This is a genomic window from Geodermatophilus sp. SYSU D00684 (assembly GCF_054050455.1).
The window spans coordinates 23,835-47,431 of the sequence record NZ_JBJGZI010000022.1 but is presented as its reverse complement, the minus strand read 5'-3'; the positions used below and the strand labels follow the sequence as shown (position 1 = coordinate 47,431).

Genomic DNA, 23,597 nt, shown 5'->3' with positions numbered 1-23,597 from the left:
GGAGCCGGTCCCACCCGCCCCACCGGGCCGGTCAGGACCAGGGCGTCACCGGGCGCGGGCGCGGCACGCCGTCGACGGCCACGTCGAAGCGCTCGTCGAAGAAGCACAGCAGCCCCCGGAGCTGGGCCGCGTCGGGCAGCGGGTCGCGGTAGCTCCACACCGCGTCCGGGACCAGCCCGTCGCCGGTCCGCACCGACCAGTAGCCGGCCTCGCCCTTGTAGGCGCACCACGTGCGCGTCCCGCTGGGCACCAGGTCGGCGACGACGTCCTCGGCCGGCAGGTACCAGCGCACCGGCAGCAGCGTCTCGAACACCAGCCGCGGCCGGGAGGAGGCGGCCAGCAGCTGCCCGCCGGCCGACACCCGCACCGACCGCGAGCCGGCCCGGACGTCGACCCGGTGGAACGGGTCGCGCGGGTGCCCGTGCAGCGGCTCGTCCTCCTCGTACCAGGCGTCGCAGCCGCCGAAGTCCAGGACGACGTACCCGGCCAGCGCCGGGTCGGCGGGGCAGAACCCCTCGACGACGCGGTCGCTGCCCGGCACCCGCACCGCCACCGGCTCCCCCGGCGTGCTGCGCACGGAGAACGGGACCCGCGGGTCGAGGACGCGCAGCGCGGTCACGTCGGGGACGGCGAAGCCGGTGCCCGCCGGCACGTCCGGGGGCGGGGCCGGGGCGGGGGTCAGGGTCCCGCGCAGGTCCTCGCGCGGGACGGCGTACGCGGGCACCACCCGCCGGGGCTCCCACACCAGCAGCGCCCGGTCGGTGAGCGCGACGACGACGCCGTCGGCCTCGGCCCGCACCCGCTTGGCGGTGGGCTCGTACCGGAGCCGGCCGACGGCCCCGCCGAGCAGGTCGCGCATCCGCACGGTCATGGCGTCCTCCCGCCGGGCCGGTGGGCGCCATGCTCGTCCCGGGGCGCCGCCCCGGTCCAGCCCGGGCGGTCAGTCGACGGCGGCGACGACCGCGGCGAGCCGGGAGGCGATCCCGTCGGCGAGCTCCTGGGTGGGCGCCTCGACCATCACGCGGACGAGCTGCTCGGTGCCCGAGGGCCGCAGCAGCACCCGGCCGTCGTCGCCGAGCTCGGCCTCCGCGGCGTTGACCGCGCTGCCCACGGCCTCGCTCTCCACGACCCGGATGCGGTCGCGGACCGGGACGTTGACCAGGGTCTGCGGGAGCCGGCGCACCACCGAGGCGAGGTCGGCGAGCGAGCTGCCGGTGGCGGCCACGCGGGACAGCAGCGACAGCCCGGTGAGCAGCCCGTCGCCGGTGGTGGCGTGGTCGAGGAAGACCAGGTGGCCGCTCTGCTCTCCGCCGAGGCTGAGCCCCTGCTCGCGCAGCGCCTCGAGCACGTAGCGGTCGCCGACGGCGGTGGTGTGCACCGCGATGCCGGCGTCGCGCATCGTGTGGTGGAAGCCGAGGTTGCTCATCACCGTGGCGACGACGGTGTCCCCGGCGAGCTCGCCGCGCTCCTTGAGCGCCAGCGCGCACACGGCGAGGATCGCGTCGCCGTCGACCACCCGGCCGTCGGCGGTGACCGCGAGGCAGCGGTCGGCGTCGCCGTCGTGCGCGATGCCGAGGTCCGCGCCGGTCTCGCGGACGGCGTCGGTCAGCGGGCCCAGGTGGGTGGAGCCGATGCCGTCGTTGATGTTCCAGCCGTCGGGCTCGCCGCCGATGACGGTGACCTCGGCGCCGGCGCGGCGGTAGACGTCGGGGGCGACGGTCGCGGCCGAGCCGTGCGCGCAGTCGACGACCAGGCGCAGGCCGGACACCGACGCCGGGAGCGTCGACAGCAGGTGCTTGGCGTAGTCCTCGCCGGCGCCGGGCAGGTCGCGGACCCGGCCGATGCCGGCGCCGGTCGGGCGGTGGCCGTCGGTGCTGCGGCGGGAGGTGGCGATGGTCTGCTCGATCGCCGCCTCGACCGCGTCGGGCAGCTTGTGGCCACCGCGGCTGAACAGCTTGATGCCGTTGTCGGGCATCGGGTTGTGGCTGGCCGAGATCATGACGCCGAGGTCGGCGCCGGTTTCGGCGGTGAGGAAGGCGACGGCCGGGGTGGGCAGCACGCCGACGCGCAGCACCTCGGCGCCGGCGCTCGCGAGGCCCGCCACCACGGCGGCCTCGAGCATCTCCCCGCTGGCGCGGGGGTCACGCCCGACGACCGCGACGGGACGCGAGGTCCCGTCGCGGTCGGCGAGCACGCTGGCGGCGGCACGCGCCACCGAGAGGGCCAACTCCGGCGTGAGGTCGGCGTTGGCCCGACCCCGGACGCCGTCGGTCCCGAAGAGGCGACCCACGGCGGTGCCGGTCAGCGCTTCGAGTACTGAGGAGCCTTGCGGGCCTTCTTGAGGCCGTACTTCTTGCGCTCCTTGACCCGCGCGTCGCGGGTGAGGAAGCCGGCCTTCTTGAGGGCCGGGCGGTCCTCGGCCTCGACCTCGATCAGGGCGCGGGCGATCGCCAGGCGCAGCGCGCCGGCCTGGCCGGTGACGCCGCCGCCCTTGAGGATGCCGACGACGTCGTACTGCTCGGCCTTCTCGAGGGTCACGAACGGCTCGCGGATGAGCTGCTGGTGGACCTTGTTCGGGAAGTACTGCTCGAGGCTGCGGCCGTTGAGGCGGAACTGGCCGGTGCCGGGCACGAGCCGCACACGGACGATGGCCTCCTTGCGCCGGCCGACGGTCTGGACCGGGCGCCCCTCGGCGTCGGTCACGGTGAGGGGAGAGGTCACTGGGCCACCTGCTTGATCTCGAACGTCTCGGGCTGCTGGGCGGCGTGCGGGTGCTCGGGGCCCGCGTACACCTTCAGCTTCTTGATCATCTGCCGGCCGAGGCTGTTGTGCGGCAGCATGCCCTTCACCGCGCGCTCGACGACGCGGTCGGGGTGGGTGCGCAGCTGGTCGCCGACGTTGATCGCGCGCAGGCCGCCCGGGTAGCCGGAGTGCCGGTAGGCGGTCTTCTGGTCGCGCTTGGAGCCGGTGAGGGCGATCTTGTTCGCGTTCACGACGACGACGAAGTCACCGACGTCGACGTGCGGGGCGAACTGGGGCTTGTGCTTGCCGCGCAGCAGGGTCGCGACCTGGCTGGCGAGTCGACCGAGCACCACGTCGGTGGCGTCGATGACGTGCCAGGCGCGGGTGACCTCGCCGGGCTTGGGTGAGTACGTGCGCACGGCGCTCGTGTCCTCCGTCGTCGTCGGGGCGGCTGGTGGGATCGCCTCACCGAGGACGGGAGACGCCGACGGCGCGCGCGCACCAGCCGGCGGCCGCGCACCAGCCGACGACGATACCAGCCCACCCGACAGGCCGAGGTGACGTGCTGGAACGGCCCTCCTGCAGGGTCCCGCCGCGAGCGGAGCGAGCGGGGGGGCAGGAGGGCCCTTCAACCGGCGATCAGGTCGCGCTGCGCGGGCAGCAGCCGGTCCATCGCGGCGACGTCGTCGGCGGCGGCCAGGCCGAGGACGTCGACGCTGGCGAGGTGGCTGCCGTAGCCGACGTAGCAGCGCTGGTAGTAGCTCTCCCCCGCCTGGAACCAGAAGCACGGGGCGTCGGGGACCGAGGGGAGCGTGAACCGCGTGCCACCGAACTCGGCGCCCTCGAGCTCGGCGAACGTCGTGTAGACGGCGTTGGTCTCCGCCGACGTCGGGAAGGCGTACAGCGCCACCGCGTAGCTGAGCTCGTCCTCGTCGGACTGCTTGGCGTAGAAGCCGCGGAACCCGTTGGCCGACAGCAGGTCGCGCTCCCGGGCCGGGTCGATCGCCAGCCGCAGGTAGCCCTCGAGGTCATAGGGCCCGGAGAACTCCGTGAAGTCGCCGGGCGGGTCCAGGGTGAGCGGCTGCAGGCCGACCGGGTCGGTGGGCAGCGTGGGCACCTGCGCCTGCGGCGTGGGGGTGAAGCCCTGCAGCAGCCCGACCTGGTCGGTCATCAGCCGGCCGACGTCGTCGAGGCCCTGACCGGGGCCGGTGCTGTGGTACGCGTAGGCGAGCATCCGGCCGACCGGCACGAACGCCTGGACGACGTCCTCCCCACCGCCCTCCTGCAGCAGCACCTCGCCGTCGACGCCGGGGATCTCGGCCGCCTGGTAGCCCCCGGCCTGGTCGGCGGCGAGCTCCGCGGCCGCCCGCCGCGCGGACTCGGGGTCGGACAGCTCGGCGACCAGGGTCAGGGTGCCGGCGCCGTCGGCGGGGTCGCTGTTGCACTGGCCCCAGGCGGTGACGAAGCCCCAGCGGTCGAGGATCGGGCCCGCCGTCCCGGTGCCGAAGTAGGCGGCGTCGAGGGCGCCGGAGTCGCTCCACGGCCCGGACGGGAAGCAGGTGTCCGTCCGCGCCGGGAAGGTGGCCTGCACCAGCGAGGTCACCGAGGCGATGCGGTGGGCCTCCAGCAGGGTGCCGACGGTCGGCTCGGGGGCCGGCGTGACGTCGACCGGCGGCCCGGACGGCGTCGTCGTCGCCGGCGGCTCGCCCGTCGTCGGCGCGGCAGCGGCCGGCGGGGTGGCCGTCCCGGTCACCGTGCTCGTGCACCCCGCCAGCAGCGCCGCTGCGGCCACCGCGGCGCCCGCGGCGGCCAGCCGTCGTCCCCGTGTCCCCGTCACGGGCGGGGAGCCTAGGGGCGGCGTCCTCGCAGGTCACGCACCCGCGGACGCGGGAGGGGCCGGGTGCACCGCGCACCCGGCCCCTCCGTCGTGCCGTCCGGTCAGCGGGCGGCGGTCACCGCGGCGAGCGCGTCGACCTTCCCGGTGCCGTACCAGAGGTGTGGCCCGAGCCGCCCTGGCACTGCTGCACCGCACCGCTCTCCGAGCCGGTGAACGCCTCGTACGGGCGGCCGGTGTGGGCGCCGCTGGTGGCGGCCGGCAGCGCCTCCGGGCACAGCTGCCCGTCGGCGGTCCGGCTGATCAGCGCCTCGACCTGCGTGGTCCGCATCGCCCCGTCCTGCGGGGGGCGCGCGTCGCCGTACCGGCTGATCACCAGGGCGGCGACGCCGGCGACGGTGGTGCGGACGGTGACCGTGGTGACGGTCACCCGCGAACGGAGTCGTTCCGGATCGGGTCCGTGCAGGTGGCGCGGTCAGGCGACCCGGTGCAGCAGCCCGGTCTCGACGTCGTAGACGGTGCCGCAGATCTCCTTGGACAGCAGGAACGGGCTCTCCTGCAGCAGCCGGATCGACTCGCGGACGTCCTCGTCGGCGTCGGTGAACGTGCGCGCGGGCCACGGCGGCCGGACCCCGGTGGCCTGTTCGACCAGGTCGGCGAACGAGGCGTCGTCGGTCTTCTGCAGGCCGCAGTCGGTGTGGTGCACCAGCACGATCTCGCGGGTGCCGAGCACGTGCTGGGAGATGGTCAGCGAGCGGATGGTGTCCTCGGTGACCACCCCGCCGGCGTTGCGGATGACGTGCGCGTCGCCCACGGCCAGGCCGAGCAGCGGGAACAGCGGCATGCGCGAGTCCATGCAGGCGACGACGGCGACCTTGCGCGCCGGGGCCACCGGCAGCCCGCCCTGGAAGTCGCGGGCCCACTCCTCGTTGGCGGCCAGCATCCGCTCGTACTCGGCCACGCGGGCGCTCCTCTCGTGTGGTGGGGCAGGAAGCCCTCCGCGCGTCTCGGGCGCGCGGACGTGGGGACAGCTTCCTATGCCCGCACCACGCGCTCGCGGGCGACCTGGCCCGCGAGCGCCGCCGGGGAGAGGTCCGGGCGGCCGCCGAGCCGCCGCACGGTGTGCGTGGACGCCGCCGAGGCGGTCCGGGCGGCCTCGGCCGGGCCGGCGCCGCCGAGCAGCGCGGCGACCAGCCCGGCGACGTAGGCGTCCCCGCCGCCGGTCGGGTCGACGGGGTCGGTGTCCGACAGCGGCACGCGGACCACCCCGTCGGCCGGCCAGTCCGCGCCGCCCGTGGCCCGCGTCCCGCCGGCGCGCCAGGCGACCACCTCGCCGTCGGCGCCCGCGGACAGCACCACCAGCCGCGGTCCCGCCGCCCGGAGCTCGAGCGCGGCCTCCCGGACGGCGTCGACGCCGTCGAGGTCCCGGCCGACCAGCAGCGCGGCCTCCTGCGCGTCGGCGCGCAGCACGGCGGCACGGGCGAGCAGCGCGTCGCGGGTGGCGTCGTCGGCGGGGGCGCCGTCGGCGACGACGAGGGCGTCCGGGCGGGCCAGCTCCAGCGCCGCGCGCACCGCCTCCCCCGGCTGCTGCAGCTGCAGCGACAGCGCCTGGCACCCGGCCACCAGGTCGGCGGCCGCGGCGACGTCGTCGGCGGTGAGCAGCACGCCGTCCGGGACGTCCTCGAGCAGCCGGCGCGCGCCCCCGCGCCCCACCACGTCGACCAGCAGCGCGGAGGGGACGCCCGGCCGCCGGCGCACGCCGGACACGTCCACGCCGTCGGCCCTCGCCTGCGCGAGCAGTGGGTCCCCGTCGTCCCCCACCACGCCGACCAGCGCCACCGGGACGCCCAGCTGGGCCAGTGCCACCGCCTGGTTGGCGCCCTTGCCGCCGAGCACCTCGACCCGGCGGAGCACCTCCGCCGAGCCGCCCGCGGACGGCAGCCGCCCGACCTGCAGCACCAGGTCCCGCCCCGCCTGCCCGAGCACCACGACGTCGGTCACCCGGCCCACGCTGCCCGCGGCGCCGGGCACCCGCCAGCCGGGCCGGGGCCCATCCGCCAGGATGACCGGGTGCGCACGGTCGAGGAACACCAGGCGGTGGTCGCCGCCCTGCTCGCCCCGCTCGGCGAGGAGGAGGTGCCGCTGGCCGCGGCGCACGGCCGGGTGCTGGCCCGCGACGTCGTCGCGGAGGTGCCGCTGCCCGGCTTCGACAACTCGGCGATGGACGGCTACGCCGCCCGGTCCGCCGAGCTCGGCGCGCTCCCCGCCCGGCTGCCGGTGGCCGACGACGTCCCGGCCGGCCGCACCGACGTCGCCCCCCTCGCCCCGGGCACCGTGCAGCGGATCATGACGGGCGCGCTGCTGCCGCCGGGCGCCGACGTCGTGGTCCCGGTCGAGCTCACCGACGCCGCCACCGCCGTCGTCGAGATCCGCGACGCGCCCGCGGCGGGCACCCACCTGCGCCGCGCCGGGGAGGACATCACCGCCGGCACCGTCGCGCTGGAGGCCGGCAGCCCGCTGGGCGCCGCGCAGCTCGGCCTGGCCGCCGCGGTGGGCGCCCGGACGCTGTGGGTGCGCCGCCGCCCGCGGGTGCTGGTGCTGTCCACCGGCAGCGAGCTGGTCGAGCCGGGCGAGCCGCTGCTGCCCGGGCAGGTGTACGAGTCGAACTCGCTGCTGCTGTGCGCCGCGGTCGAGGACGCCGGCGGCACCGCGCGCCGGCTGCACTTCGTGCCCGACGACGTCGGCCAGTTCCTCACCACCGTGCGCGCCGAGCTGGCCGACGCCGACCTGCTGGTCACCAGCGGCGGCGTGAGCGCCGGCGCCTACGAGGTGGTCAAGGACGCGTTCGGCACGCTCGGCACCGTCGAGTTCGTCAAGGTCGCCATGCAGCCGGGCGGCCCGCAGGGGTGCGGCACCGTCGACGGCGTGCCGGTGGTCACGCTGCCGGGCAACCCGGTGAGCTCGTTCGTGTCCTTCGAGGTGTTCGTCCGCCCGGCGCTGCGCCGGGCGCTCGGGCACGCCGCACCCGGCCGGCTGCGGGCGCCCGCGGTGCTCACCGCGCCGCTGCGCTCCCCCGCCGGGCGCCGGCAGTTCCTCCGCGGCCGCTACGACGCCGGCCGCGTCTCCCAGGTCGGCGGGCCCGGCTCGCACCTGGTCGCCCACCTGGCCCGGGCCAACTGCCTGGTCGTCGTGCCCGAGGACGTCACCGAGCTGCCCGCGGGCGCCGAGGTCGACGTCGTCCTGATCGAGGGAGCGCTGCAGTGACCGACCGTCTCACGCACGTCGACGAGCGGGGCGCCGCCCGGATGGTCGACGTCTCCGCCAAGCCGGTGACCGCCCGTGAGGCCACCGCCGCCGGGCGGGTGCTGGTCAGCCCCGAGGTGGTGGCGCTGCTGCGCGGCGAGGGCGTGCCCAAGGGGGACGCCGTGGCCGTCGCGCGGATCGCCGGCATCGCCGGGGCCAAGCGGACGCCGGACCTCGTGCCGCTGTGCCACCCGATCGCGCTGCACGGCGTCACCGTCGACGTCGAGGTCGCCGACGACGCCGTGGAGATCACCGCCACCGCCCGCACCGCCGACCGCACCGGCGTGGAGATGGAGGCGCTGACCTCCGTCGCCGTCGCCGGGCTGACGGTGATCGACATGGTCAAAGCCGTGGACCCGCGGGCCTCGATCACCGACGTGCGGCTGCTGGCCAAGTCCGGCGGCAGGAGCGGCGAGTGGCGGCGGTGAGCGAGCTCCCCGAGGGCGCCCGCGCCGTCGTCGTCACCGCGTCCAACCGCGCCTCGGCCGGGGTCTACGAGGACCGCAGCGGGCAGGCGCTGGCCGAGGGGCTGCGCTCGCTCGGGTTCGTGGTCGAGGGGCCGCACGTGCGCCCCGACGACGTCGACGCGCTGGCCGCCGTCCTCCGCGAGGCGGTGGCGTCGGGCGCCGACGTCGTCCTCACCACCGGCGGCACCGGGCTCTCCCCCACCGACGTCACGCCCGAGGCCACCCGCGCGGTGGTCGAGCGGGAGGCCCCGGGGCTGGCGGAGGCGGTGCGCCGGTACGGCGAGGGCACGGTTCCGACCTCGGTGCTGTCCCGGGGGATCGCCGGCACCGCGGGGCGGACGCTGGTCGTGAACCTGCCCGGCTCCACCGGCGGCGTGCGCGACGGGCTCGCCGTCCTCGGGCCGCTGCTCCCCCACGTGGTCAGCCAGCTCCGCGGCGGCGACCACTGAGCGAGGAGCCCGACGTCGAGGTCTTCCTCGCCGACCGGGAGATCGAGTGCTGCCGGCCGCCGCCCGGGCGGGGTGACCGCGTGAGCTGGCCGCTGCAGTGGGTCGACGACCCCGCCGGCCCCGGCGCCCGGCAGGTCCCCTGGCGTGCGCGCCCGCTGTCCGGTGCGACGGACCTCGGCCTCCTCCTGCGGCACGAGCGGCTCACCGCCCGGTGGCGCGCGGGCGGCGCCGAGGTGCCCGGCCGCGGGGCCCTCCTGGCCGACGCCCACGGGCAGGTCCCCGAGCAGGTGCCGCCGGTTCCCGGCCGCGTGGTGCGCGTCCACGTCGTCGTGCGGACCTGGCGGCTGCGACCTCCGCGCACGTACGACCCGGTGGACGGCGAGTTCGAGCTCCGGCCGGTCGACCGCGGTCCCCGGTGGTTCGACCCCGGTCCCGTGAGCAGCCGCTCCCGCTCTCGTCCCGCCGGGAGAGCGGCGTGCTGGTGGGGCTCCGGCTGGGCCGAGGTCAGCGCTGGTCGTCGAGGACGATGCGCTCCTGGCGGCTGTAGACGTTGCAGCCGTCGCCGCGGAGGAAGCCGACCAGCGTGATGCCGACGTCGGCGGCCAGCTCCACCGCCAGCGACGACGGCGCCGACACCGCGGCCAGCACCGGGATGCCGGCCATCGCCGCCTTCTGCGTCAGCTCGAAGCTGGCCCGGCCGCTGACCATGAGCACGTGCCCGGCCAGCGGCATCCGGCCGGCGCGCAGCGCGTCGCCGATCACCTTGTCCACCGCGTTGTGCCGGCCGACGTCCTCGCGCAGCGCCACCAGCTCGCCGTCGGCGGTGAACAGCCCCGCCGCGTGCAGGCCGCCGGTCTTGGTGAACACCTCCTGCGCCGCCCGCAGCCGGTCGGGCAGCGCCAGCAGCGTGGCCAGCTCCAGCCGGGTGCCGTCGCCGGCGACGTCGTACCGCGTGCGGGTGCGGATCGCGTCGATGCTCGCCTTGCCGCAGACGCCGCACGAGCTCGAGGTGAGGAAGTTGCGGTCCAGCGCGGTGTCCGGCGGCTCGACGCCGGGCGCCAGGTCGACGTCGACGACGTTGTAGGTGTTGCGGCCCTCGGCGTCCACCGAGTCGCAGTAGCGCAGCCCGGCGACGTCCTCGACGCCACCGATGACGCCCTCGGTGGCCAGGAAGCCGTGCACCAGGTCGAAGTCGGCGCCGGGCGTGCGCATGGTGACCGCCAGCGGCGACCCGGCCAGCCGGATCTCCAGGGGCTCCTCGGCGGCCACCGTGTCGGGCCGGGTGGTGCGCACGGGGCCCCGGATGCGCAGCACGGGGGTGCGGCTGGTGACTCGTCCCACGAACGGGCACGGTACCCACGCCGGGCCCCTACGGTCGGACCGTGACCGCCCCGGACCCGCTCCCGCCCTACGCGGCGGTGGTCCTGGCCGGCGGCCGCGCGGCCCGGCTGGGCGGGCAGGCCAAGCCGCAGCTCGAGGTCGGCGGCCGGACGATGCTCGCGGCCGTCCTCGCCGCGGTCCCCGACGCCGCGCCGCGGGTCGTCGTCGGGCCGCCGCAGCCGGTCCCCGACGGCGTCCGCGTCGTCCGGGAGCGGCCGCCCGGCGGCGGGCCGGTCGCGGCGATGCGCGCAGGGCTCGCCGCCGTCGACACCCCGGTGGTCGCCGTCCTCGCCGGGGACCTGCCGTTCGTGACCCCCGCGCTGGTCCGCGACCTGCGGGCGCGGCTGACCGCCGACGGCGTCCTGGTCGTCGACGACGCCGGCCGCGACCAGTACCTGCTCGGCGTCTGGCGCACCGCGGCCCTGCGCGCGGCCGTGGCCGGCGCGGACGGCCCGGTGCCGGTCCGCCGGGTCGTCGGCCGGCTGGCGGTGACGCGCCACGCCCCCGCCCGCGAGCCGGGCACCCCGCCGCCGTGGACCGACTGCGACACCCCCGCCGACCTCGCCCGGGCCCGCAGGGACGCCGGCGGGTGACCGCCCCGGCCGCCGGGTGGTAGGACGGCGGCATGCGCGTCGTCATCGCCGGTGCCCACGGTCAGGTCGCCCGCCGCCTCGGCCGGCTGCTCGCCGGGCGCGGGGACACCGTCGTCGGCATCGTCCGCAACCCCGGCCACGCCGCCGACCTCGAGGCCGACGGCGTCACGCCCGCGGTGCTCGACCTGGAGTCCGCCTCGGTCGACGACGTCGCGGAGGTCGTCCGCGGCGCCGACGCCGTCGTGTTCGCCGCGGGCGCCGGCCCGGGCAGCGGCGCGGAGCGCAAGCACACCGTCGACCACGGCGCCGCGGTCCTGCTGGCCGACGCCGCCGAGCGCGCCGGCGTCCGCCCCTACCTGCTGGTGTCCTCGATGGGCGTCGAGCAGGCCCGGCAGGGGACCCCGAAGGGCATGGACCCGGTGTTCGCCGTCTACCTGCAGGCCAAGCTGCGCGCCGAGGACGTCATCCTGCCGCGCACCGCGCTGGACACCGTGATCGTGCGGCCCGGGCGGCTCACCGACGAGCCCGGCACCGGCCGGGTCACCCTCGCCCACGGCGTGGAGTACGGCGAGGTCCCCCGCGACGACGTCGCCGCGGTCCTGCTGGCCTTCCTCGACTCGGGCAAGACGAACGAGGTCGTGGAGCTGGTGTCCGGCGACACCCCGGTCGCCGACGCCGTGGCCGCACTGCCGTGAGCGTCGAGTTCCGGCTCGTCGGCCCCCTCCAGGGCGTCCCCGAGCGGACGAGGGGACCCAGGAGGGGGTCCTCCCACTAGTCGCGGCGGGCGCGGGTGACCAGTGCGCGGGCGGCGAGGTCGGCGTCGTCCGGGTAGTCGACCCGCACCAGCGTGAGCCCCCCGGGCGGCGCGACGACGACCTCGCCCGCCCGCTCCCGGCGGTCGAGCAGGCCGGCGGGCCACTCCGGCGCCCGGCGCCCCTCCCCGACCGCGACCAGCGAGCCGACGAGGCTGCGCACCATCGAGTGGCAGAAGGCGTCCGCGGAGGCCCGGACGGTGACCAGGTCGCCGTCGCGGGTCACGGCCAGCTCCAGCAGCGTGCGGACGGTCGTGGCGCCCTCCCGGCGGCGGCAGAAGGCGGCGAAGTCGTGCACGCCGGTCATCAGACGGGCGGCGGCGTCCATCGCGGCGGCGTCGAGCCGGCGGGGCCAGCCCACCGTGTCCGCCCGGCGCAGCGGCGGCGGTCCGGCGTCGCTGTCGGTGAGCCGGTAGACGTAGTGCCGCGCCAGCGCGCCGAAGCGGGCGTCGAAGCCCGGCGGCGCCTCGGCGACGGCGGGCACCGCCACGTCCGGCGGCAGCAGGCCGCGCAGCCTGCGGACGAGGCGCTCGCGCTGCTCCTCCCAGGCGGCGCGCGGGACGTCCGCGTGCGCGACCTGGCCGGTGGCGTGCACGCCCGCGTCGGTGCGGCCGGCCACGGTCAGCTCGACCGGCGCGCGCAGCACGGTGGCCAGCGCGGCCTCCAGCTCGCCCTGCACGGTGCGCCGCCCGGGCTGGCGGGCCCAGCCGGAGAAGTCCGTGCCGTCGTAGGCGACCGACAGCCGGAGACGGACGAGCCCGCCCCCGGGATCGGGAGCGGGCTCGTCGCGGTGGTGCTCGGTGTTCAGCAGCGGGTCACTTCGGGTCGGGCGCGGACTCGCCGCCGGGGGCGTGGGTGCCCGCGGTCGCGGCGTCGCCGATCTCGGCGGCCTCGACCTCGGCGGCCGCCGCGGCGGCCACGTCCGGGGACAGCACCGGGTCCTCGACCACGGCCAGGTTCTCGGCCTTGGGCTCGGGGGTCACGTCGCCGTCGTCCTGGCGCTCGCCGTCCGGGTTGTAGAGGTCGGTCACGACCTCCTGCGCCTCGGCGTCGACCTCACCGGAGGTCACGGCCGGCGAGGTGTCACCACCGGGACCGGTGGTCTCGCCCACGGACGTCGCGCCCTGGTCGCCGCCGCCGGCGGAGACCCCGGCCGCGCCGGCGTCGCCGCCCTGACCCGGCTGCTCGGTCACTTGGAGCCGTCCGCGTCCTCGGCCGGGGCCTCGGCATCGGCGGCCACGGCGGCGTCGCCGGCGTCGGTCGCCACGGCGGCGTCGTCGGCGTCGGTCGCCTCGACGTCGGTGGCCTCGGCCTCGGCCTCGGTCTCGTCGGCCGCGGTGGTGTCCTCGTCGGCCGCGGCGGTCTCGACGGCGTCCGCGGTGACCTCACCGGAGGCGGCGGCCGCGCCGGCGCCGGCGGCGAAGCGGGTGCCACGGGCGCGCTCGGCCTCACCGACGGCCTGCTGGGCCACGGTCAGCGCCTCGACGAGCTCGATGACGGCCATGGGGGCGTTGTCGCCCTTGCGCGGGCCGACCTTGGTGATGCGGGTGTAGCCGCCGGGCCGGTTCTCGAAGCGCGGGCCGATCTCGGCGAACAGGTGGTGGACGACGTCCTTGTCCCGGATGACCGTCATCACCTGGCGGCGCGCGTGCAGGTCACCGCGCTTGGCGAAGGTGACCAGCTTCTCGGCGAACGGGCGCAGCCGCTTCGCCTTCGCCTCGGTGGTGGTGATCCGCCCGTGCTCGAACAGCGACGTGGCCAGGTTCGCCAGCATCAGCCGCTCGTGGGAGGCGGACCCGCCGAGACGGGGGCCCTTGGTGGGGGTGGGCATGTCGGTCCTTCCTCAGGCGGCCGGGCGGGCGTGTGCCGGCTGCATCCAGGTGGTGCTGTCGTCGCTGTGTCAGTGTGGCGGACCCGCCTCAGCCGGGCCCACGCGGTCCGGCCGGGCGGCGGTCGTCCCGCCGCCCGGCCGGTGCAGCGTCAGAGCTGCTCGGTCTCCTGGTAGGAGCCCTCGTCGTACTGGACCTGCCCGTACTCGGTGCCGTACTCGCCGTGGCCCTGGTAGGCGTCGGTCTCGTAGCCCTCGTCGTAGCTCTCGACCGACGTCGGGATGAACCCGGGCGGGCTGTCCTTGAGCGCCAGGCCCATGGCCGCCAGCTTCATCTTGACCTCGTCGATCGACTTGGCCCCGAAGTTGCGGATGTCGAGCAGGTCGGCCTCCGAGCGGGTCACCAGCTCGCCGACGGTGTGCACGCCCTCGCGCTTGAGGCAGTTGTAGGACCGGACGGTGAGGTCCATGTCCTCGATCGGCATCGAGAAGTTCGCGATGTCGGCGGCCTCGGCCGGGCTGGGCCCGACCTCGATGCCCTCGGCGTCGACGTTCAGCTCGCGCAGCAGGCCGAACAGCTCGACCAGCGTGGAGCCGGCGGAGGCGATGGCGTCCCGCGGGGCGATCGAGGGCTTGGTCTCGACGTCGACCACGAGGCGGTCGAAGTCGGTGCGCTGCTCGACGCGGGTGGCCTCGACGGCGTAGGTGACCTTGAGGACCGGCGAGTAGATCGAGTCGACCGGGATGCGGCCGATCTCCTGGCCGGGCTGCTTGTTCTGCGGCGCCGGGACGTAGCCGCGGCCCCGCTCGACGACCAGCTCGATCTCGAGGCGGCCCTTGCCGTTGAGGGTGGCGATGTGCAGCTCGGGGTTGTGCACCTCGACACCGGCCGGGGGCGCGATGTCGGCGGCGGTGACCTCACCCGGGCCCTGCTTGCGCAGGTACATGGTCACCGGCTCGTCGGAGTCCGAGCTGACGACCAGGCCCTTGAGGTTGAGGATGATCTCGGTGACGTCCTCCTTGACCCCGGGCACGGTGGTGAACTCGTGCAGGGTGCCCTCGATCCGGATGCTGGTGACGGCAGCGCCGGGGATCGAGGACAGGAGGGTGCGGCGCAGCGAGTTGCCGAGGGTGTAGCCGAAGCCGGGCTCGAGCGGCTCGATGACGAACCGCGAGCGCTGCTCGGTGAGGGTCTCCTCGGTCAGCGTCGGACGCTGTGCGATGAGCATCGTGTGTTCTCCCTTGGGTCCTCCGGCGCCCGCCATATGACGCCGTGAGGGGGTGGTGCGGGCCCCGGCGGACATCCGTCCGCCCGCCGGGGCCGGGTGGTGCTGTGGTGCTGCGAGCCCTTACTTGGAGTAGAGCTCGACGATCAGCTGCTCCTGCACCGGGGTGTCGATCACCTGGCGGGCCGGGACGCTGTGCACGACGGCGCGCAGCTGGCCGCTGATGACCTCCAGCCACGGCGGCACGGGGCGCTCGCCGGCGCGGGCCTGGGCGATCTCGAAGGGCACCATCCGCCGCGACTTCTCGGCGACCTCGATGATGTCGTTCGCGCTGACCCGGTAGGACGGGATGTCGACCTTGCGGCCGTTCACCCGGATGTGGCCGTGCTTGACCAGCTGGCGGGCCATGTCGCGGCTCTCGCCCCAGCCGGCCCGGTACACGACGTTGTCCAGGCGGGACTCGAGGATCTGCAGCAGGACCTCACCGGTCTTGCCGGTCTTGCGGTTGGCCTCCTCGTAGTAGCCGCGGAACTGCTTCTCGAGGACGCCGTAGATGCGGCGGGCCTTCTGCTTCTCGCGCAGCTGCAGGAGGTACTCGCTGTCCTTGCTGCGGCCCCGGCCGTGCTCGCCCGGCGGGTAGGGCCGGATCTCGATCGGGCACTTCGGGGACTCGCACTTGCTGCCCTTGAGGAACAGCTTCATCTTCTCGCGCCGGCAGAGGCGGCAGTCGGCTCCGGCGTAACGGGCCACGTCAGGTACTCCTCGTTCTTCTCGTCAGTGGCCGGTCAGACCCGGCGGCGCTTCTTCGGGCGGCAGCCGTTGTGCGGCTGCGGCGTCACGTCCTGGATCTGCCCCACCTCCAGGCCGGTGGCCTGCAGCGAGCGGATCGCGGTCTCGCGGCCCGAGCCCGGGCCCTTCACGAAGACGTCGACCTTGCGCATGCCGTGCTCCTGGGCCTTGCGCGCGGCGTTCTCGGCGGCCATCTGGGCGGCGAACGGCGTCGACTTGCGCGAGCCCTTGAAGCCGACGTGGCCGGCGGAGGCCCAGCTGATCACGTTGCCGGTCGGGTCGGTGATCGACACGATCGTGTTGTTGAACGTGCTCTTGATGTGCGCGGCGCCGTGGGCGACGTTCTTCTTCTCCTTGCGGCGGACCTTCTTGGCACCAGCCGCGGCGCGAGCCCTGGGAGGCATGTCTCTCCGGTTTCCTTCTGAGCGTTCAGTGGCCAGATGAGCACGAGGGGCGCACCGCCGCTCCCGCCCTCACGGGTCGTGCGACAGCGCGCCTCACGGCTTACTTCTTGCCGGCCTTCTTCTTGCCGGCGATGGTCTTGCGCGGGCCCTTGCTGGAGCGCGCGTTGGTGCGGGTGCGCTGACCGTGCACGGGCAGGCCACGACGGTGGCGCAGGCCCTGGTAGCAGCCGATCTCCACCTTGCGGCGGATGTCGGCGGCCACCTCGCGGCGGAGGTCACCCTCGACGCGGAAGTGCTCGTCGATGTAGTCGCGCAGCTTGAGCAGGTCCTCGTCGGAGAGGTCCTTGGCCCGCAGGTCGGGGCTCACGCCGGTCGCCGCGAGGGTCTCCTTGGCGTGGGTCTTGCCGATCCCGTAGATGTAGGTGAGCGCGATCTCCATCCGCTTCTCGCGGGGCAGGTCGACGCCGGCCAGTCGTGCCATGTCTCAGGTACTCCCTCAGCCCTGCCGCTGCTTGTGGCGGGCGTTGTCGCAGATGACCATGACCCGGCCGTGCCGGCGGATCACCTTGCACTTGTCGCAGATCTTCTTCACCGACGGCTGGACCTTCACCGGTGCCGCCCCTCATTCCTGTCGATCGATGGCCGCCCACGCGGCACCCGGGGGTGCCCCGCGCCGGCGGCGGTCACTTGTAGCGGTAGACGATGCGACCGCGGGTCAGGTCGTAGGGCGAGAGCTCCACGACGACGCGGTCCTCGGGCAGGATGCGGATGTAGTGCTGGCGCATCTTGCCGCTGATGTGGGCGAGCACCCGGTGCCCGTTCTGCAGCTCGACCCGGAACATCGCGTTGGGCAGCGGCTCGACGACGCGACCCTCGACCTCGATGGCCCCGTCCTTCTTCGCCATGCCCGACACGGCCTCCCTGACTCGGTGGTGCTGGTTGGTGTGGTGCTGGAGTCGCATGCGCCCGCGCCGGATGCCGGCCGGGTCGTACGCGGTGGTTGCAGACCAGGTGGTGCAGGCGCTCCCGCGAGGGCGTCCCGGGTCGTGCGGCCACAGCACGACGACAGGACGGCGCGAACGCCGTCGTTCACTGTACCCCGCTGCAGCGGGGCGCTCCAACCCGGCCTCCGTCACAACGGAACGCCCGGGGTGGCCCCCTCGCAGGGCCCCACCACGGGCTCGCGAGTGGTGGGGGCGAGGGGTTTCTCGCTCAGGTGCGCGGGGTGATCCCGAAGGGGGCCAGCCCCGCGACGCCGCCGTCCTCCGCCGTCAGGACCCAGGGCCCCTCGGGGGTGATGGCGACGGTGTGCTCGAAGTGGGCGGCCCGCGAGCCGTCCTTGGTCACCACGGTCCAGCCGTCCTCGAGCTCGGCGGTCGCGGGGTCCCCCACGGTCACCATGGGCTCGATGGCCAGCGCCAGCCCGGGGACCAGCCGCGGGCCGCGGCCGGGCCGGCCGTAGTTGAGGACGTGCGGGTCCTGGTGCATCTCGGTGCCGATGCCGTGACCGCCGTAGTGGTCGACGATCCCGTAGGGGTGCGCCTCGGCGGTGATGACCTGCTCGACCGCGGAGCTGATGTCGGTGAGCCGGCCACCGGCCACGGCCCGCGCCAGTCCGGCCCACATGGACCGCTCGGTGACGTCGATGAGCGCGGCGTCCTCGGCCGACGGCGGGCCGACGGTCACGGTGACCGCCGAGTCGCCGTGCCAGCCGTCGAGGATCGCGCCGCAGTCGATGGAGATGTTGTCGCCCTCGGCGAGGGCGCGCTCCGGGTTCGGGATGCCGTGCACGACCTCGTCGTTGATCGACGCGCAGATGCTGCCGGTGAAGCCGTGGTAGCCGAGGAAGGACGGGATCGCTCCGGAGGACCGGATGACGTCCTCGGCGATCGCGTCGAGCTCCCCCGTGGTCACGCCCGGGCGGACCGCCGCGCGGACCGCGGCGATCGCCCGGGCGACGACGAGGCCGGCGCCGCGCATGAGCTCGATCTCGTGCGGTGTCTTGATCTGGATCATGCGTCCACTCCACTTCGCCAGCAGCGGGAGGCGGGTCAGGATCCCGGCCGACATCGGCGGCGCCGTCCCCTCAGCTGTCGCTCGGCTGCCCGGACTGCGCGGGCCGGCCCAGGGCGGTCATCACCCGGGCGGTGACCTCCTCGATGGTGCCGATCGCGTCGATGCGCGACAGCAGCCCCTCGCCGTCGTAGAACCCGGACAGCGGGGCGGTCTGTTCCCGGTAGACCTGGAGGCGGTGCCGCACGGTCTCGGGCCGGTCGTCGTCGCGCTGCACCCACTCGCCGTCGACGAGCATCCGGCGGCCGGAGAGCCGGCGCACCAGCTCCTCCTCCTCGACGACCAGCTCGACGACGCGGTCCAGCCCGTGGCCGAGCTCCTCGAGGGAGCCGCGCAGCTGCTCGGCCTGGGCGATCGTGCGGGGGAAGCCGTCGAGCAGGAAGCCGGCCTTGGCGTCGGGCTCGGCGAGCCGGTCCCTGACCATCGCGACGGTGATCTCGTCGGGGACGAGGTCGCCGGCGTCCATGAAGACCTTGGCCCTGCGGCCGAGCTCGGTCTGACCGCTCACGTTGGCGCGGAAGATGTCGCCCGTGGAGATGGCGGGCACCCCGAGCTGGCCGGCGATGATCTGGGCCTGGGTCCCCTTGCCGGCTCCCGGCGGGCCCAGCAGCACGATGCGCACTACTTCAGGAACCCTTCGTAGTTGCGCTGGTTGAGCTGCGTCTCGATCTGCTTCACGGTCTCCAAGCCCACTCCCACCATGATCAGCACTGCGGTCCCGCCGAACGGGAAGTTCTGGTTCGCCCCCTGCTGCGTGATCGACAGGAAGAAGTTCGGCAGCACCGCGACGATCCCGAGGTAGAGCGACCCGGGCAGGGTGATCCGGGACAGCACGTACTGCAGGTACTCCGCCGTCGGCCGGCCCGGGCGGATGCCGGGGATGAAGCCGCCGTAGCGCTTCATGTCGTCGGCCCGCTCCTCCGGGTTGAAGGTGATCGACACGTAGAAGTACGTGAAGAACACGATCAGGCCGAAGTACAGCGCGACGTGCACCGGGCTGCTCTGGTCGATGACGTAGTTCTCGAAGAACTGCCGGACCGGGCCGGTCTCGTCACCCTGGAGCTGGGTGATCAGCTGCGGGAGGTAGAGCAGCGACGAGGCGAAGATGACCGGGATGACGCCGGCCTGGTTCACCTTGAGCGGGAGGTAGGTGGAGGTGCCGCCGTACATGCGGCGGCCGACCATGCGCTTGGCGTACTGGACCGGGATCCGTCTCTGCGCCTGCTCGACGTAGACGACGGCCCCGATGATCAGCAGGGCGAAGGCGCAGACGACGGCGAAGACGACGCCGCCGCGGGTCTGCAGGATCGAGCCGCCCTCGGCGGGGATGCGGGCCGCGATCGAGGTGAAGATCAGCACGGACATGCCGTTGCCGATCCCCTTCTCGGTGAGCAGCTCGCCGAGCCACATGATCACCGCGGTGCCGGCGGTCAGGGCGACCACGAGCACGACCGTCGTCCAGATGCTGTCCGACGGGATGATGTCCTGCTGACAGCCCGGGAACAGCTGGCCGCTGCGGGCCAGGGCGATGATGCCGGTGCTCTGCAGGACCGCCAGGGCGATCGTCAGGTAGCGGGTGTACTGGGTCAGCTTCTGCTGGCCCGACTGCCCTTCCTTCTTCAGCTGCTCGAACCGCGGGATCACCACGACCAGCAGCTGCACGATGATGCTGGCGGTGATGTACGGCATGATCCCCAGCGCGAAGATCGACAGCCGGAGCAGCGCCCCGCCGGAGAACAGGTTCACCAGCGAGTAGACGTCGCGCTGGCTGCCCGCCTGCGCCTGCTCGAGACAGCTGTTGATCGCCTCGACGGAGACCCCCGGGCCGGGCACCGAGGCGCCCAGCCGGTACACGGCGATGATCGCCAGGGAGAACAGCAACTTGCGCCGGAGGTCTGGCGTCCGGAACGCCGCGGCGAACGCCTGCAGCACGTGCCCTCCCCTTCTCGGTCGGACGAGGTTAGCAACGGTCGGGGTCGCGCCGGTCACAGCCCTCCCCCAGCGGGTGTCCCCGGCGCGGCCTCCTGGCCGGCGCGGGGCCCGGGCGGGCCCGTCCCTGGAGGGGCCCGGAACAGCAGACGACCCCCGGGGCTGGTCGTGCGGCCCCGGGGGTCGTCAGCTGCTCAGATGCGGGTGGTGCTGCCCCCGGCCGCGGCGATCTTCTCGGCGGCGGAGGCCGAGAAGGCGTGCGCGTGCACGGTGACCTGGACGCCGCCCAGCTCACCGGTGCCGAGGACCTTCACCGGCTGGCCGCGGCGGACCGCACCGGCGTCGGCGAGCGTGTCGGGGTCGACGTGCCCGCCCTGCGGGAACAGGGACGCGATCCGGTCGAGGTTGACGACCTGGAAGACGACCTTGTTCCGGTTCTTGAAGCCGGACATCTTGGGCAGCCGCATGTGCAGCGGCGTCTGGCCGCCCTCGAAGCGCGCGGAGGTGTTGCCGCGCGCCCCGGTGCCCTTGGTGCCGCGACCGGCGGTCTTGCCCTTGGAGCCCTCACCCCGGCCGACGCGCGTCTTGGGGGTGTGGGCGCCCGGGGCCGGACGCAGGTGGTGGACCTTGAGAGTCATGACGAGTCCCTGCTCAGATCTCTTCGACGGCGACGAGGTGCGTCACCGTGGCGACCATCCCGCGGATCTCGGGACGGTCCTCCTGCACGACCGTGTCGTTGATCCGCTTGAGGCCCAGGGACCGCAGCGTCTGCCGCTGGTTGGGCTTCGTGCCGATCGCCGACCGGACCTGGGTCACCTTCAGCTGCGCCATGTCAGACCCCCTGGCCCGCACGCGCCCGCAGCATGGCGGCCGGGGCGACGTCCTCGAGGGGCAGCCCGCGGCGGGCGGCGATCTCCTCGGGGCGGACGAGCTCCTTCAGCGCCTGCATGGTGGCGTGCACGATGTTGATCGGGTTCGACGAGCCGAGGCTCTTCGAGAGCACGTCGTGGATGCCGGCGCACTCGAGGACGGCGCGCACCGGGCCACCGGCGATGACACCGGTACCGGGGCTGGCCGGCTTGAGCAGCACGACACCGGCAGCGGCCTCACCCTGCACCGGGTGCGGGATGGTGCTGGCGATGCGCGGCACCTTGTAGAAGTGCTTCTTGGCCTCCTCGACGCCCTTGGCGATCGCCGCGGGCACCTCCTTGGCCTTGCCGTAGCCGACGCCCACGGTGCCGTCACCGTCGCCGACGATCACCAGGGCGGTGAAGCTGAAGCGCCGACCACCCTTGACGACCTTCGACACGCGGTTGATGGCCACCACGCGCTCGATGTAGTTGCTCTTCTCGGCAGGCGCGCCGCCGGGCCCCCGCCCGCCGTCACGACGGTCGCGGCGGTCGTTGCCGCCGCCGGCGCCGCCGCCGCGTCGCTGTGGTCCTGGCATCAGACGTCCCTCTCGATCTGCTGGTTGGCGGTGCTGCTCATCAGAAGTCCAGCCCGCCCTCACGCGCGCCGTCGGCCAGCGCGGCGATGCGGCCCTGGTAGCGGTTGCCCCCGCGGTCGAACACGACCTTGGTGATGCCGGCGGCCTGTGCGCGCTCGGCGACCAGGGCGCCCACCCGGCGGGCCAGGGCGGACTTGTCGCCCTCGGTGCCGCGCAGGCTGGCGTCGAGCGTCGAGGCGCTCACCAGGGTACGGCCGGCGGTGTCGTCCACGACCTGCACGTGGATGTGCCGCGTGCTGCGGTTGACCACCATGCGCGGGCGGTCCGGCGTGCCGGAGACCCGCTTGCGGAGCCGGTTGTGGCGGCGCAGCCGCGAGACGCGGCGCGCGGTGCTGATGTCGGTGCCGACGGGCGTGTGCACCCGAGCGGCCTTCTCGGTCTGTGCCATCACTTACCCGTCTTCCCGACCTTGCGCTTGACGACCTCGCCCTGGTAGCGGACGCCCTTGCCCTTGTACGGGTCGGGCTTGCGGAGGCCGCGGATGTTGGCGGCCACCTGGCCGACCTGCTGCTTGTCGATGCCGGTCACCCGCAGGCGGGTGGGCGACTCGACGGTGAAGGTGATGCCCGCCGGGGCACGCACCGGCACCGGGTGGCTGTAGCCGAGCGCGAACTCCAGGTCCGAGCCGCGGGCCTGGACGCGGTAGCCGACGCCGACGATCTCGAGGGTCTTGGTGTACCCCTCGGTGACGCCGGTGATCATGTTGGCGATCAGGGTGCGGGACAGGCCGTGCAGCGCCCGGCTCTCACGCTCGTCGTTGGGCCGCTGGACGCTCAGCGTGCCGTCCTCGCCCCGGGCGACCGTGATGGGCGCCGCGACGGTGTGGGACAGGGTGCCCTTGGGGCCCTTCACGCTGACCGTCTGGCCGTCGATGGTGACGTCCACGCCACCGGGCACGGGAACCGGCAGTCGTCCGATCCGTGACATCTCGCTCGCTCCTCTTACCAGACGTAGGCGAGGACTTCCCCGCCCACGCCCTTCTTGGTCGCCTGCCGGTCGGTCAGCAGCCCGGTCGAGGTGGAGATGATGGCCACCCCGAGGCCGCCCAGGACCTTCGGCAGGGCGTTCGACTTCGCGTAGACCCGCAGGCCCGGCTTGGACACCCGGCGCACCCCGGCGATGCTGCGCTCGCGGTTGGGGCCGAACTTCAGGTCGATCACCAGCTCCTTGCGGGTGGCGCCGTCCTTCTCGACGTCCTCCACGCGCCAGCCGGCGATGTAGCCCTCCTGCTGGAGGATCTCGGCGATGTGCGTCTTGAGCTTCGACGACGGCATGCGCGTCGAGTCGTGGTAGGCCGTGTTCGCGTTGCGCAACCGCGTGAGCATGTCCGCGATCGGGTCGGTCATCGTCATGGGTGTCGTGCCTCTCTCGCCGCGGTTCCTCACGCGTACCTCGCGTGGGCCTCTCGGCGACCGGTGGTGCTGGGGACCCGCCCCGCGCGGTCAGCGCGCGGGGCGGGGACTGCGGACTACCAGCTGGACTTGCTCACACCCGGCAGCTCGCCGGCGTGCGCCATCTCCCGCAGGCAGATCCGGCACAGGCCGAACTTGCGGAAGACCGAGTGCGGACGACCGCACCGCTGGCAGCGGGTGTAGCCGCGGACCGCGAACTTGGGCTTGCGGGCCGCCTTGTTGATCAGCGCCTTCTTGGCCATCTGTCTGTCTCCTCGGCCCGGCTCAGCGGATGGTGGTGACGACGGGCTGGCCGGCGAACGGGAAGCCCAGGAGGCGGAGCAGCTCGCGACCCTCCTCGTCGTTCGTGGCGGTGGTGACGAGCGTGATGTCCATGCCGCGCGGACGGTCGATCTTGTCGACGTCGATCTCGCGGAACATCGACTGCTCGGTCAGCCCGAACGTGTAGTTGCCGTGCCCGTCGAACTGCTTGGCGTTCAGGCCGCGGAAGTCGCGGATGCGGGGCAGGGCCAGCGCGAGGAGCCGGTCGAGGAACTCCCACATGCGGTCGCCGCGGAGGGTGACCTTCGCGCCGATCGGCATGCCCTCGCGCAGCTTGAACTGGGCGATGGACTTGCGGGCCCGGACGACGGCCGGACGCTGGCCGGTGATGGCGGTGAGGTCGCGGACCGCGCCGTCCATCAGCTTCGCGTCGCGGGTCGCCTCGCCGACGCCCATGTTGACGACGATCTTCGTCAGCCGCGGGATCTGCATGACGTTCTCGAAGCCGAACTCCTCCTGGAGGGCCGGCGCGATCGACTCGCGGTAGTGCGCCAGCAGGCGCGGGAGCTCACGGGTGGGTGCAGTCAT

The 23,597-nt window shown here is 74.3% G+C and carries 35 protein-coding genes; 6 read left to right on the top strand and 29 right to left on the bottom strand.

Annotation, left to right across the window (positions count from 1 at the left end):
• Positions 1 to 31: 31 nt before the first annotated feature.
• From ACI79L_RS16660 to ACI79L_RS16625, 8 genes are all read right to left on the bottom strand, one after another.
• Entirely contained in the window at positions 32 to 871 is an 840-nt protein-coding gene (locus tag ACI79L_RS16660; protein WP_456937846.1) for a DUF427 domain-containing protein, read from the bottom strand.
• Between the two features lie 69 nt (positions 872 to 940).
• Complete coding sequence (gene glmM, locus ACI79L_RS16655; RefSeq protein ID WP_456937845.1) at positions 941 to 2,290, bottom strand: phosphoglucosamine mutase; 1,350 nt, start codon at positions 2,288 to 2,290, stop codon at positions 941 to 943.
• Between the two features lie 11 nt (positions 2,291 to 2,301).
• Positions 2,302 to 2,721 carry a 30S ribosomal protein S9 gene (gene rpsI / locus ACI79L_RS16650; RefSeq protein ID WP_456929476.1) on the bottom strand — a complete coding sequence of 140 codons (420 nt, stop codon included), beginning with the start codon at positions 2,719 to 2,721 and terminating at the stop codon, positions 2,302 to 2,304.
• Positions 2,718 to 3,161, bottom strand: a complete 444-nt coding sequence (gene rplM / locus ACI79L_RS16645; protein ID WP_456937844.1) for a 50S ribosomal protein L13 — start codon at positions 3,159 to 3,161, stop codon at positions 2,718 to 2,720. The genes rpsI and rplM overlap by 4 nt, the downstream gene beginning before the upstream one ends.
• Before the next feature lie 209 nt (positions 3,162 to 3,370).
• Positions 3,371 to 4,579 carry a DUF7373 family lipoprotein gene (locus tag ACI79L_RS16640; RefSeq protein WP_456937843.1) on the bottom strand — a complete coding sequence of 403 codons (1,209 nt, stop codon included), beginning with the start codon at positions 4,577 to 4,579 and terminating at the stop codon, positions 3,371 to 3,373.
• A gap of 115 nt (positions 4,580 to 4,694) precedes the next feature.
• Positions 4,695 to 5,006 (bottom strand): hypothetical protein, encoded by a 312-nt coding sequence (locus ACI79L_RS16635; protein WP_456937842.1) that lies wholly within the window; start codon positions 5,004 to 5,006, stop codon positions 4,695 to 4,697.
• 45 nt (positions 5,007 to 5,051) lie between these two features.
• Positions 5,052 to 5,537, bottom strand: coding sequence for a beta-class carbonic anhydrase (locus ACI79L_RS16630; protein ID WP_456929478.1), 486 nt, complete (start codon positions 5,535 to 5,537; stop codon positions 5,052 to 5,054).
• 74 nt (positions 5,538 to 5,611) lie between these two features.
• Positions 5,612 to 6,577 carry a PfkB family carbohydrate kinase gene (locus ACI79L_RS16625; protein ID WP_456937841.1) on the bottom strand — a complete coding sequence of 322 codons (966 nt, stop codon included), beginning with the start codon at positions 6,575 to 6,577 and terminating at the stop codon, positions 5,612 to 5,614.
• 69 nt (positions 6,578 to 6,646) lie between these two features.
• Between ACI79L_RS16625 and moeA the strand changes: the two genes are divergently transcribed.
• Genes moeA through ACI79L_RS16605 form a run of 4 tightly spaced genes read left to right on the top strand, consistent with a single transcriptional unit; the run spans position 6,647 to position 9,382 of the window.
• The gene (gene moeA / locus ACI79L_RS16620; RefSeq protein WP_456937840.1) at positions 6,647 to 7,840 is read left to right on the top strand and encodes a molybdopterin molybdotransferase MoeA; all 1,194 of its coding nucleotides are present in this window, start codon (positions 6,647 to 6,649) and stop codon (positions 7,838 to 7,840) included.
• Positions 7,837 to 8,307 carry a cyclic pyranopterin monophosphate synthase MoaC gene (moaC, locus tag ACI79L_RS16615; protein WP_456937839.1) on the top strand — a complete coding sequence of 157 codons (471 nt, stop codon included), beginning with the start codon at positions 7,837 to 7,839 and terminating at the stop codon, positions 8,305 to 8,307. The genes moeA and moaC overlap by 4 nt, the downstream gene beginning before the upstream one ends.
• Positions 8,295 to 8,795: a MogA/MoaB family molybdenum cofactor biosynthesis protein gene (locus ACI79L_RS16610; protein ID WP_456937838.1), complete on the top strand. Its 501-nt coding sequence runs from the start codon at positions 8,295 to 8,297 to the stop codon at positions 8,793 to 8,795. The genes moaC and ACI79L_RS16610 overlap by 13 nt, the downstream gene beginning before the upstream one ends.
• Entirely contained in the window at positions 8,792 to 9,382 is a 591-nt protein-coding gene (locus ACI79L_RS16605) for a DUF6578 domain-containing protein (RefSeq protein ID WP_456937880.1), read from the top strand. Before ACI79L_RS16610 ends, ACI79L_RS16605 begins: the two co-directional genes overlap by 4 nt.
• On the opposite strand, the gene fdhD is transcribed toward ACI79L_RS16605, so the two are convergent.
• Entirely contained in the window at positions 9,300 to 10,136 is an 837-nt protein-coding gene (fdhD, locus tag ACI79L_RS16600) for a formate dehydrogenase accessory sulfurtransferase FdhD (protein WP_456937837.1), read from the bottom strand. The genes ACI79L_RS16605 and fdhD overlap by 83 nt on opposite strands.
• 41 nt (positions 10,137 to 10,177) lie before the next feature.
• Between fdhD and mobA the strand changes: the two genes are divergently transcribed.
• A complete protein-coding gene (gene mobA / locus ACI79L_RS16595; protein ID WP_456937836.1) occupies positions 10,178 to 10,768 on the top strand; it encodes a molybdenum cofactor guanylyltransferase in 591 nt (196 codons plus the stop codon).
• A 32-nt stretch (positions 10,769 to 10,800) separates the two neighbouring features.
• The gene (locus ACI79L_RS16590) at positions 10,801 to 11,463 is read left to right on the top strand and encodes an NAD(P)H-binding protein (RefSeq protein WP_456937835.1); all 663 of its coding nucleotides are present in this window, start codon (positions 10,801 to 10,803) and stop codon (positions 11,461 to 11,463) included.
• A 76-nt stretch (positions 11,464 to 11,539) separates the two neighbouring features.
• On the opposite strand, the gene truA is transcribed toward ACI79L_RS16590, so the two are convergent.
• The 20 genes from truA to rplE form a co-directional block, all read right to left on the bottom strand.
• Complete coding sequence (gene truA / locus ACI79L_RS16585; RefSeq protein ID WP_456937879.1) at positions 11,540 to 12,322, bottom strand: tRNA pseudouridine(38-40) synthase TruA; 783 nt, start codon at positions 12,320 to 12,322, stop codon at positions 11,540 to 11,542.
• A gap of 73 nt (positions 12,323 to 12,395) precedes the next feature.
• Entirely contained in the window at positions 12,396 to 12,773 is a 378-nt protein-coding gene (locus ACI79L_RS16580) for a hypothetical protein (protein WP_456937834.1), read from the bottom strand.
• Positions 12,770 to 13,411, bottom strand: coding sequence for a 50S ribosomal protein L17 (rplQ, locus tag ACI79L_RS16575; protein ID WP_456937833.1), 642 nt, complete (start codon positions 13,409 to 13,411; stop codon positions 12,770 to 12,772). Before rplQ ends, ACI79L_RS16580 begins: the two co-directional genes overlap by 4 nt.
• 149 nt (positions 13,412 to 13,560) lie before the next feature.
• Entirely contained in the window at positions 13,561 to 14,637 is a 1,077-nt protein-coding gene (locus ACI79L_RS16570) for a DNA-directed RNA polymerase subunit alpha (RefSeq protein WP_456937832.1), read from the bottom strand.
• Between the two features lie 120 nt (positions 14,638 to 14,757).
• A complete protein-coding gene (rpsD, locus tag ACI79L_RS16565) occupies positions 14,758 to 15,384 on the bottom strand; it encodes a 30S ribosomal protein S4 (RefSeq protein WP_456929490.1) in 627 nt (208 codons plus the stop codon).
• Positions 15,385 to 15,419: 35 nt separating this feature from the next.
• Complete coding sequence (gene rpsK / locus ACI79L_RS16560) at positions 15,420 to 15,827, bottom strand: 30S ribosomal protein S11 (protein ID WP_012950456.1); 408 nt, start codon at positions 15,825 to 15,827, stop codon at positions 15,420 to 15,422.
• Between the two features lie 100 nt (positions 15,828 to 15,927).
• Positions 15,928 to 16,308 (bottom strand): 30S ribosomal protein S13, encoded by a 381-nt coding sequence (rpsM, locus tag ACI79L_RS16555; RefSeq protein WP_456548794.1) that lies wholly within the window; start codon positions 16,306 to 16,308, stop codon positions 15,928 to 15,930.
• Between the two features lie 15 nt (positions 16,309 to 16,323).
• Complete coding sequence (rpmJ, locus tag ACI79L_RS16550) at positions 16,324 to 16,437, bottom strand: 50S ribosomal protein L36 (RefSeq protein ID WP_012950458.1); 114 nt, start codon at positions 16,435 to 16,437, stop codon at positions 16,324 to 16,326.
• A gap of 73 nt (positions 16,438 to 16,510) precedes the next feature.
• Positions 16,511 to 16,732, bottom strand: coding sequence for a translation initiation factor IF-1 (infA, locus tag ACI79L_RS16545; RefSeq protein ID WP_012950459.1), 222 nt, complete (start codon positions 16,730 to 16,732; stop codon positions 16,511 to 16,513).
• Between the two features lie 307 nt (positions 16,733 to 17,039).
• Complete coding sequence (gene map, locus ACI79L_RS16540) at positions 17,040 to 17,843, bottom strand: type I methionyl aminopeptidase (protein ID WP_456937831.1); 804 nt, start codon at positions 17,841 to 17,843, stop codon at positions 17,040 to 17,042.
• 70 nt (positions 17,844 to 17,913) lie between these two features.
• Positions 17,914 to 18,522, bottom strand: a complete 609-nt coding sequence (locus ACI79L_RS16535) for an adenylate kinase (protein ID WP_456937830.1) — start codon at positions 18,520 to 18,522, stop codon at positions 17,914 to 17,916.
• On the bottom strand, positions 18,522 to 19,832 hold the full coding sequence (gene secY / locus ACI79L_RS16530) for a preprotein translocase subunit SecY (RefSeq protein ID WP_456937829.1): 1,311 nt from the start codon (positions 19,830 to 19,832) through the stop codon (positions 18,522 to 18,524). The genes ACI79L_RS16535 and secY overlap by 1 nt, the downstream gene beginning before the upstream one ends.
• 191 nt (positions 19,833 to 20,023) lie before the next feature.
• Positions 20,024 to 20,467: a 50S ribosomal protein L15 gene (gene rplO / locus ACI79L_RS16525; protein WP_456937828.1), complete on the bottom strand. Its 444-nt coding sequence runs from the start codon at positions 20,465 to 20,467 to the stop codon at positions 20,024 to 20,026.
• Between the two features lie 13 nt (positions 20,468 to 20,480).
• Complete coding sequence (rpmD, locus tag ACI79L_RS16520) at positions 20,481 to 20,660, bottom strand: 50S ribosomal protein L30 (RefSeq protein ID WP_387987725.1); 180 nt, start codon at positions 20,658 to 20,660, stop codon at positions 20,481 to 20,483.
• 1 nt (position 20,661) lies between these two features.
• The gene (rpsE, locus tag ACI79L_RS16515; protein WP_387987727.1) at positions 20,662 to 21,276 is read right to left on the bottom strand and encodes a 30S ribosomal protein S5; all 615 of its coding nucleotides are present in this window, start codon (positions 21,274 to 21,276) and stop codon (positions 20,662 to 20,664) included.
• 40 nt (positions 21,277 to 21,316) lie between these two features.
• A complete protein-coding gene (gene rplR, locus ACI79L_RS16510) occupies positions 21,317 to 21,724 on the bottom strand; it encodes a 50S ribosomal protein L18 (RefSeq protein WP_456937827.1) in 408 nt (135 codons plus the stop codon).
• A complete protein-coding gene (gene rplF / locus ACI79L_RS16505) occupies positions 21,724 to 22,263 on the bottom strand; it encodes a 50S ribosomal protein L6 (protein ID WP_456937826.1) in 540 nt (179 codons plus the stop codon). Before rplF ends, rplR begins: the two co-directional genes overlap by 1 nt.
• Before the next feature lie 14 nt (positions 22,264 to 22,277).
• Positions 22,278 to 22,682: a 30S ribosomal protein S8 gene (rpsH, locus tag ACI79L_RS16500; RefSeq protein ID WP_456901390.1), complete on the bottom strand. Its 405-nt coding sequence runs from the start codon at positions 22,680 to 22,682 to the stop codon at positions 22,278 to 22,280.
• Positions 22,683 to 22,804: 122 nt separating this feature from the next.
• Positions 22,805 to 22,990 (bottom strand): type Z 30S ribosomal protein S14, encoded by a 186-nt coding sequence (locus ACI79L_RS16495; protein ID WP_012950469.1) that lies wholly within the window; start codon positions 22,988 to 22,990, stop codon positions 22,805 to 22,807.
• Positions 22,991 to 23,012: 22 nt separating this feature from the next.
• Positions 23,013 to 23,597 carry a 50S ribosomal protein L5 gene (gene rplE / locus ACI79L_RS16490; protein ID WP_456937825.1) on the bottom strand — a complete coding sequence of 195 codons (585 nt, stop codon included), beginning with the start codon at positions 23,595 to 23,597 and terminating at the stop codon, positions 23,013 to 23,015.

Excerpts from the sequence above, each read along its gene's own strand:
- rpsH (WP_456901390.1), bottom strand. The coding sequence starts at position 22,682 with ATGACCGACCCGATCGCGGACATGCTCACGCGGTTGCGCAACGCGAAC.
- map (WP_456937831.1), bottom strand. The coding sequence starts at position 17,843 with ATGATCCAGATCAAGACACCGCACGAGATCGAGCTCATGCGCGGCGCC.
- rpsK (WP_012950456.1), bottom strand. The coding sequence starts at position 15,827 with ATGCCTCCCAGGGCTCGCGCCGCGGCTGGTGCCAAGAAGGTCCGCCGC.
- rpsE (WP_387987727.1), bottom strand. The coding sequence starts at position 21,276 with ATGCCAGGACCACAGCGACGCGGCGGCGGCGCCGGCGGCGGCAACGAC.
- rplE (WP_456937825.1), bottom strand. The coding sequence starts at position 23,597 with ATGACTGCACCCACCCGTGAGCTCCCGCGCCTGCTGGCGCACTACCGC.
- rplR (WP_456937827.1), bottom strand. The coding sequence starts at position 21,724 with ATGGCACAGACCGAGAAGGCCGCTCGGGTGCACACGCCCGTCGGCACC.
- rpmD (WP_387987725.1), bottom strand. The coding sequence starts at position 20,660 with ATGGCGCAGCTGAAGGTGACCCAGGTCCGGTCGGCGATCGGCACGAAG.
- ACI79L_RS16495 (WP_012950469.1), bottom strand. The coding sequence starts at position 22,990 with ATGGCCAAGAAGGCGCTGATCAACAAGGCGGCCCGCAAGCCCAAGTTC.
- ACI79L_RS16590 (WP_456937835.1), top strand. The coding sequence starts at position 10,801 with ATGCGCGTCGTCATCGCCGGTGCCCACGGTCAGGTCGCCCGCCGCCTC.
- ACI79L_RS16660 (WP_456937846.1), bottom strand. The coding sequence starts at position 871 with ATGACCGTGCGGATGCGCGACCTGCTCGGCGGGGCCGTCGGCCGGCTC.
- infA (WP_012950459.1), bottom strand. The coding sequence starts at position 16,732 with ATGGCGAAGAAGGACGGGGCCATCGAGGTCGAGGGTCGCGTCGTCGAG.
- rplQ (WP_456937833.1), bottom strand. The coding sequence starts at position 13,411 with ATGCCCACCCCCACCAAGGGCCCCCGTCTCGGCGGGTCCGCCTCCCAC.
- rplF (WP_456937826.1), bottom strand. The coding sequence starts at position 22,263 with ATGTCACGGATCGGACGACTGCCGGTTCCCGTGCCCGGTGGCGTGGAC.
- ACI79L_RS16570 (WP_456937832.1), bottom strand. The coding sequence starts at position 14,637 with ATGCTCATCGCACAGCGTCCGACGCTGACCGAGGAGACCCTCACCGAG.
- rpsM (WP_456548794.1), bottom strand. The coding sequence starts at position 16,308 with ATGGCACGACTGGCCGGCGTCGACCTGCCCCGCGAGAAGCGGATGGAG.
- rplO (WP_456937828.1), bottom strand. The coding sequence starts at position 20,467 with ATGACTCTCAAGGTCCACCACCTGCGTCCGGCCCCGGGCGCCCACACC.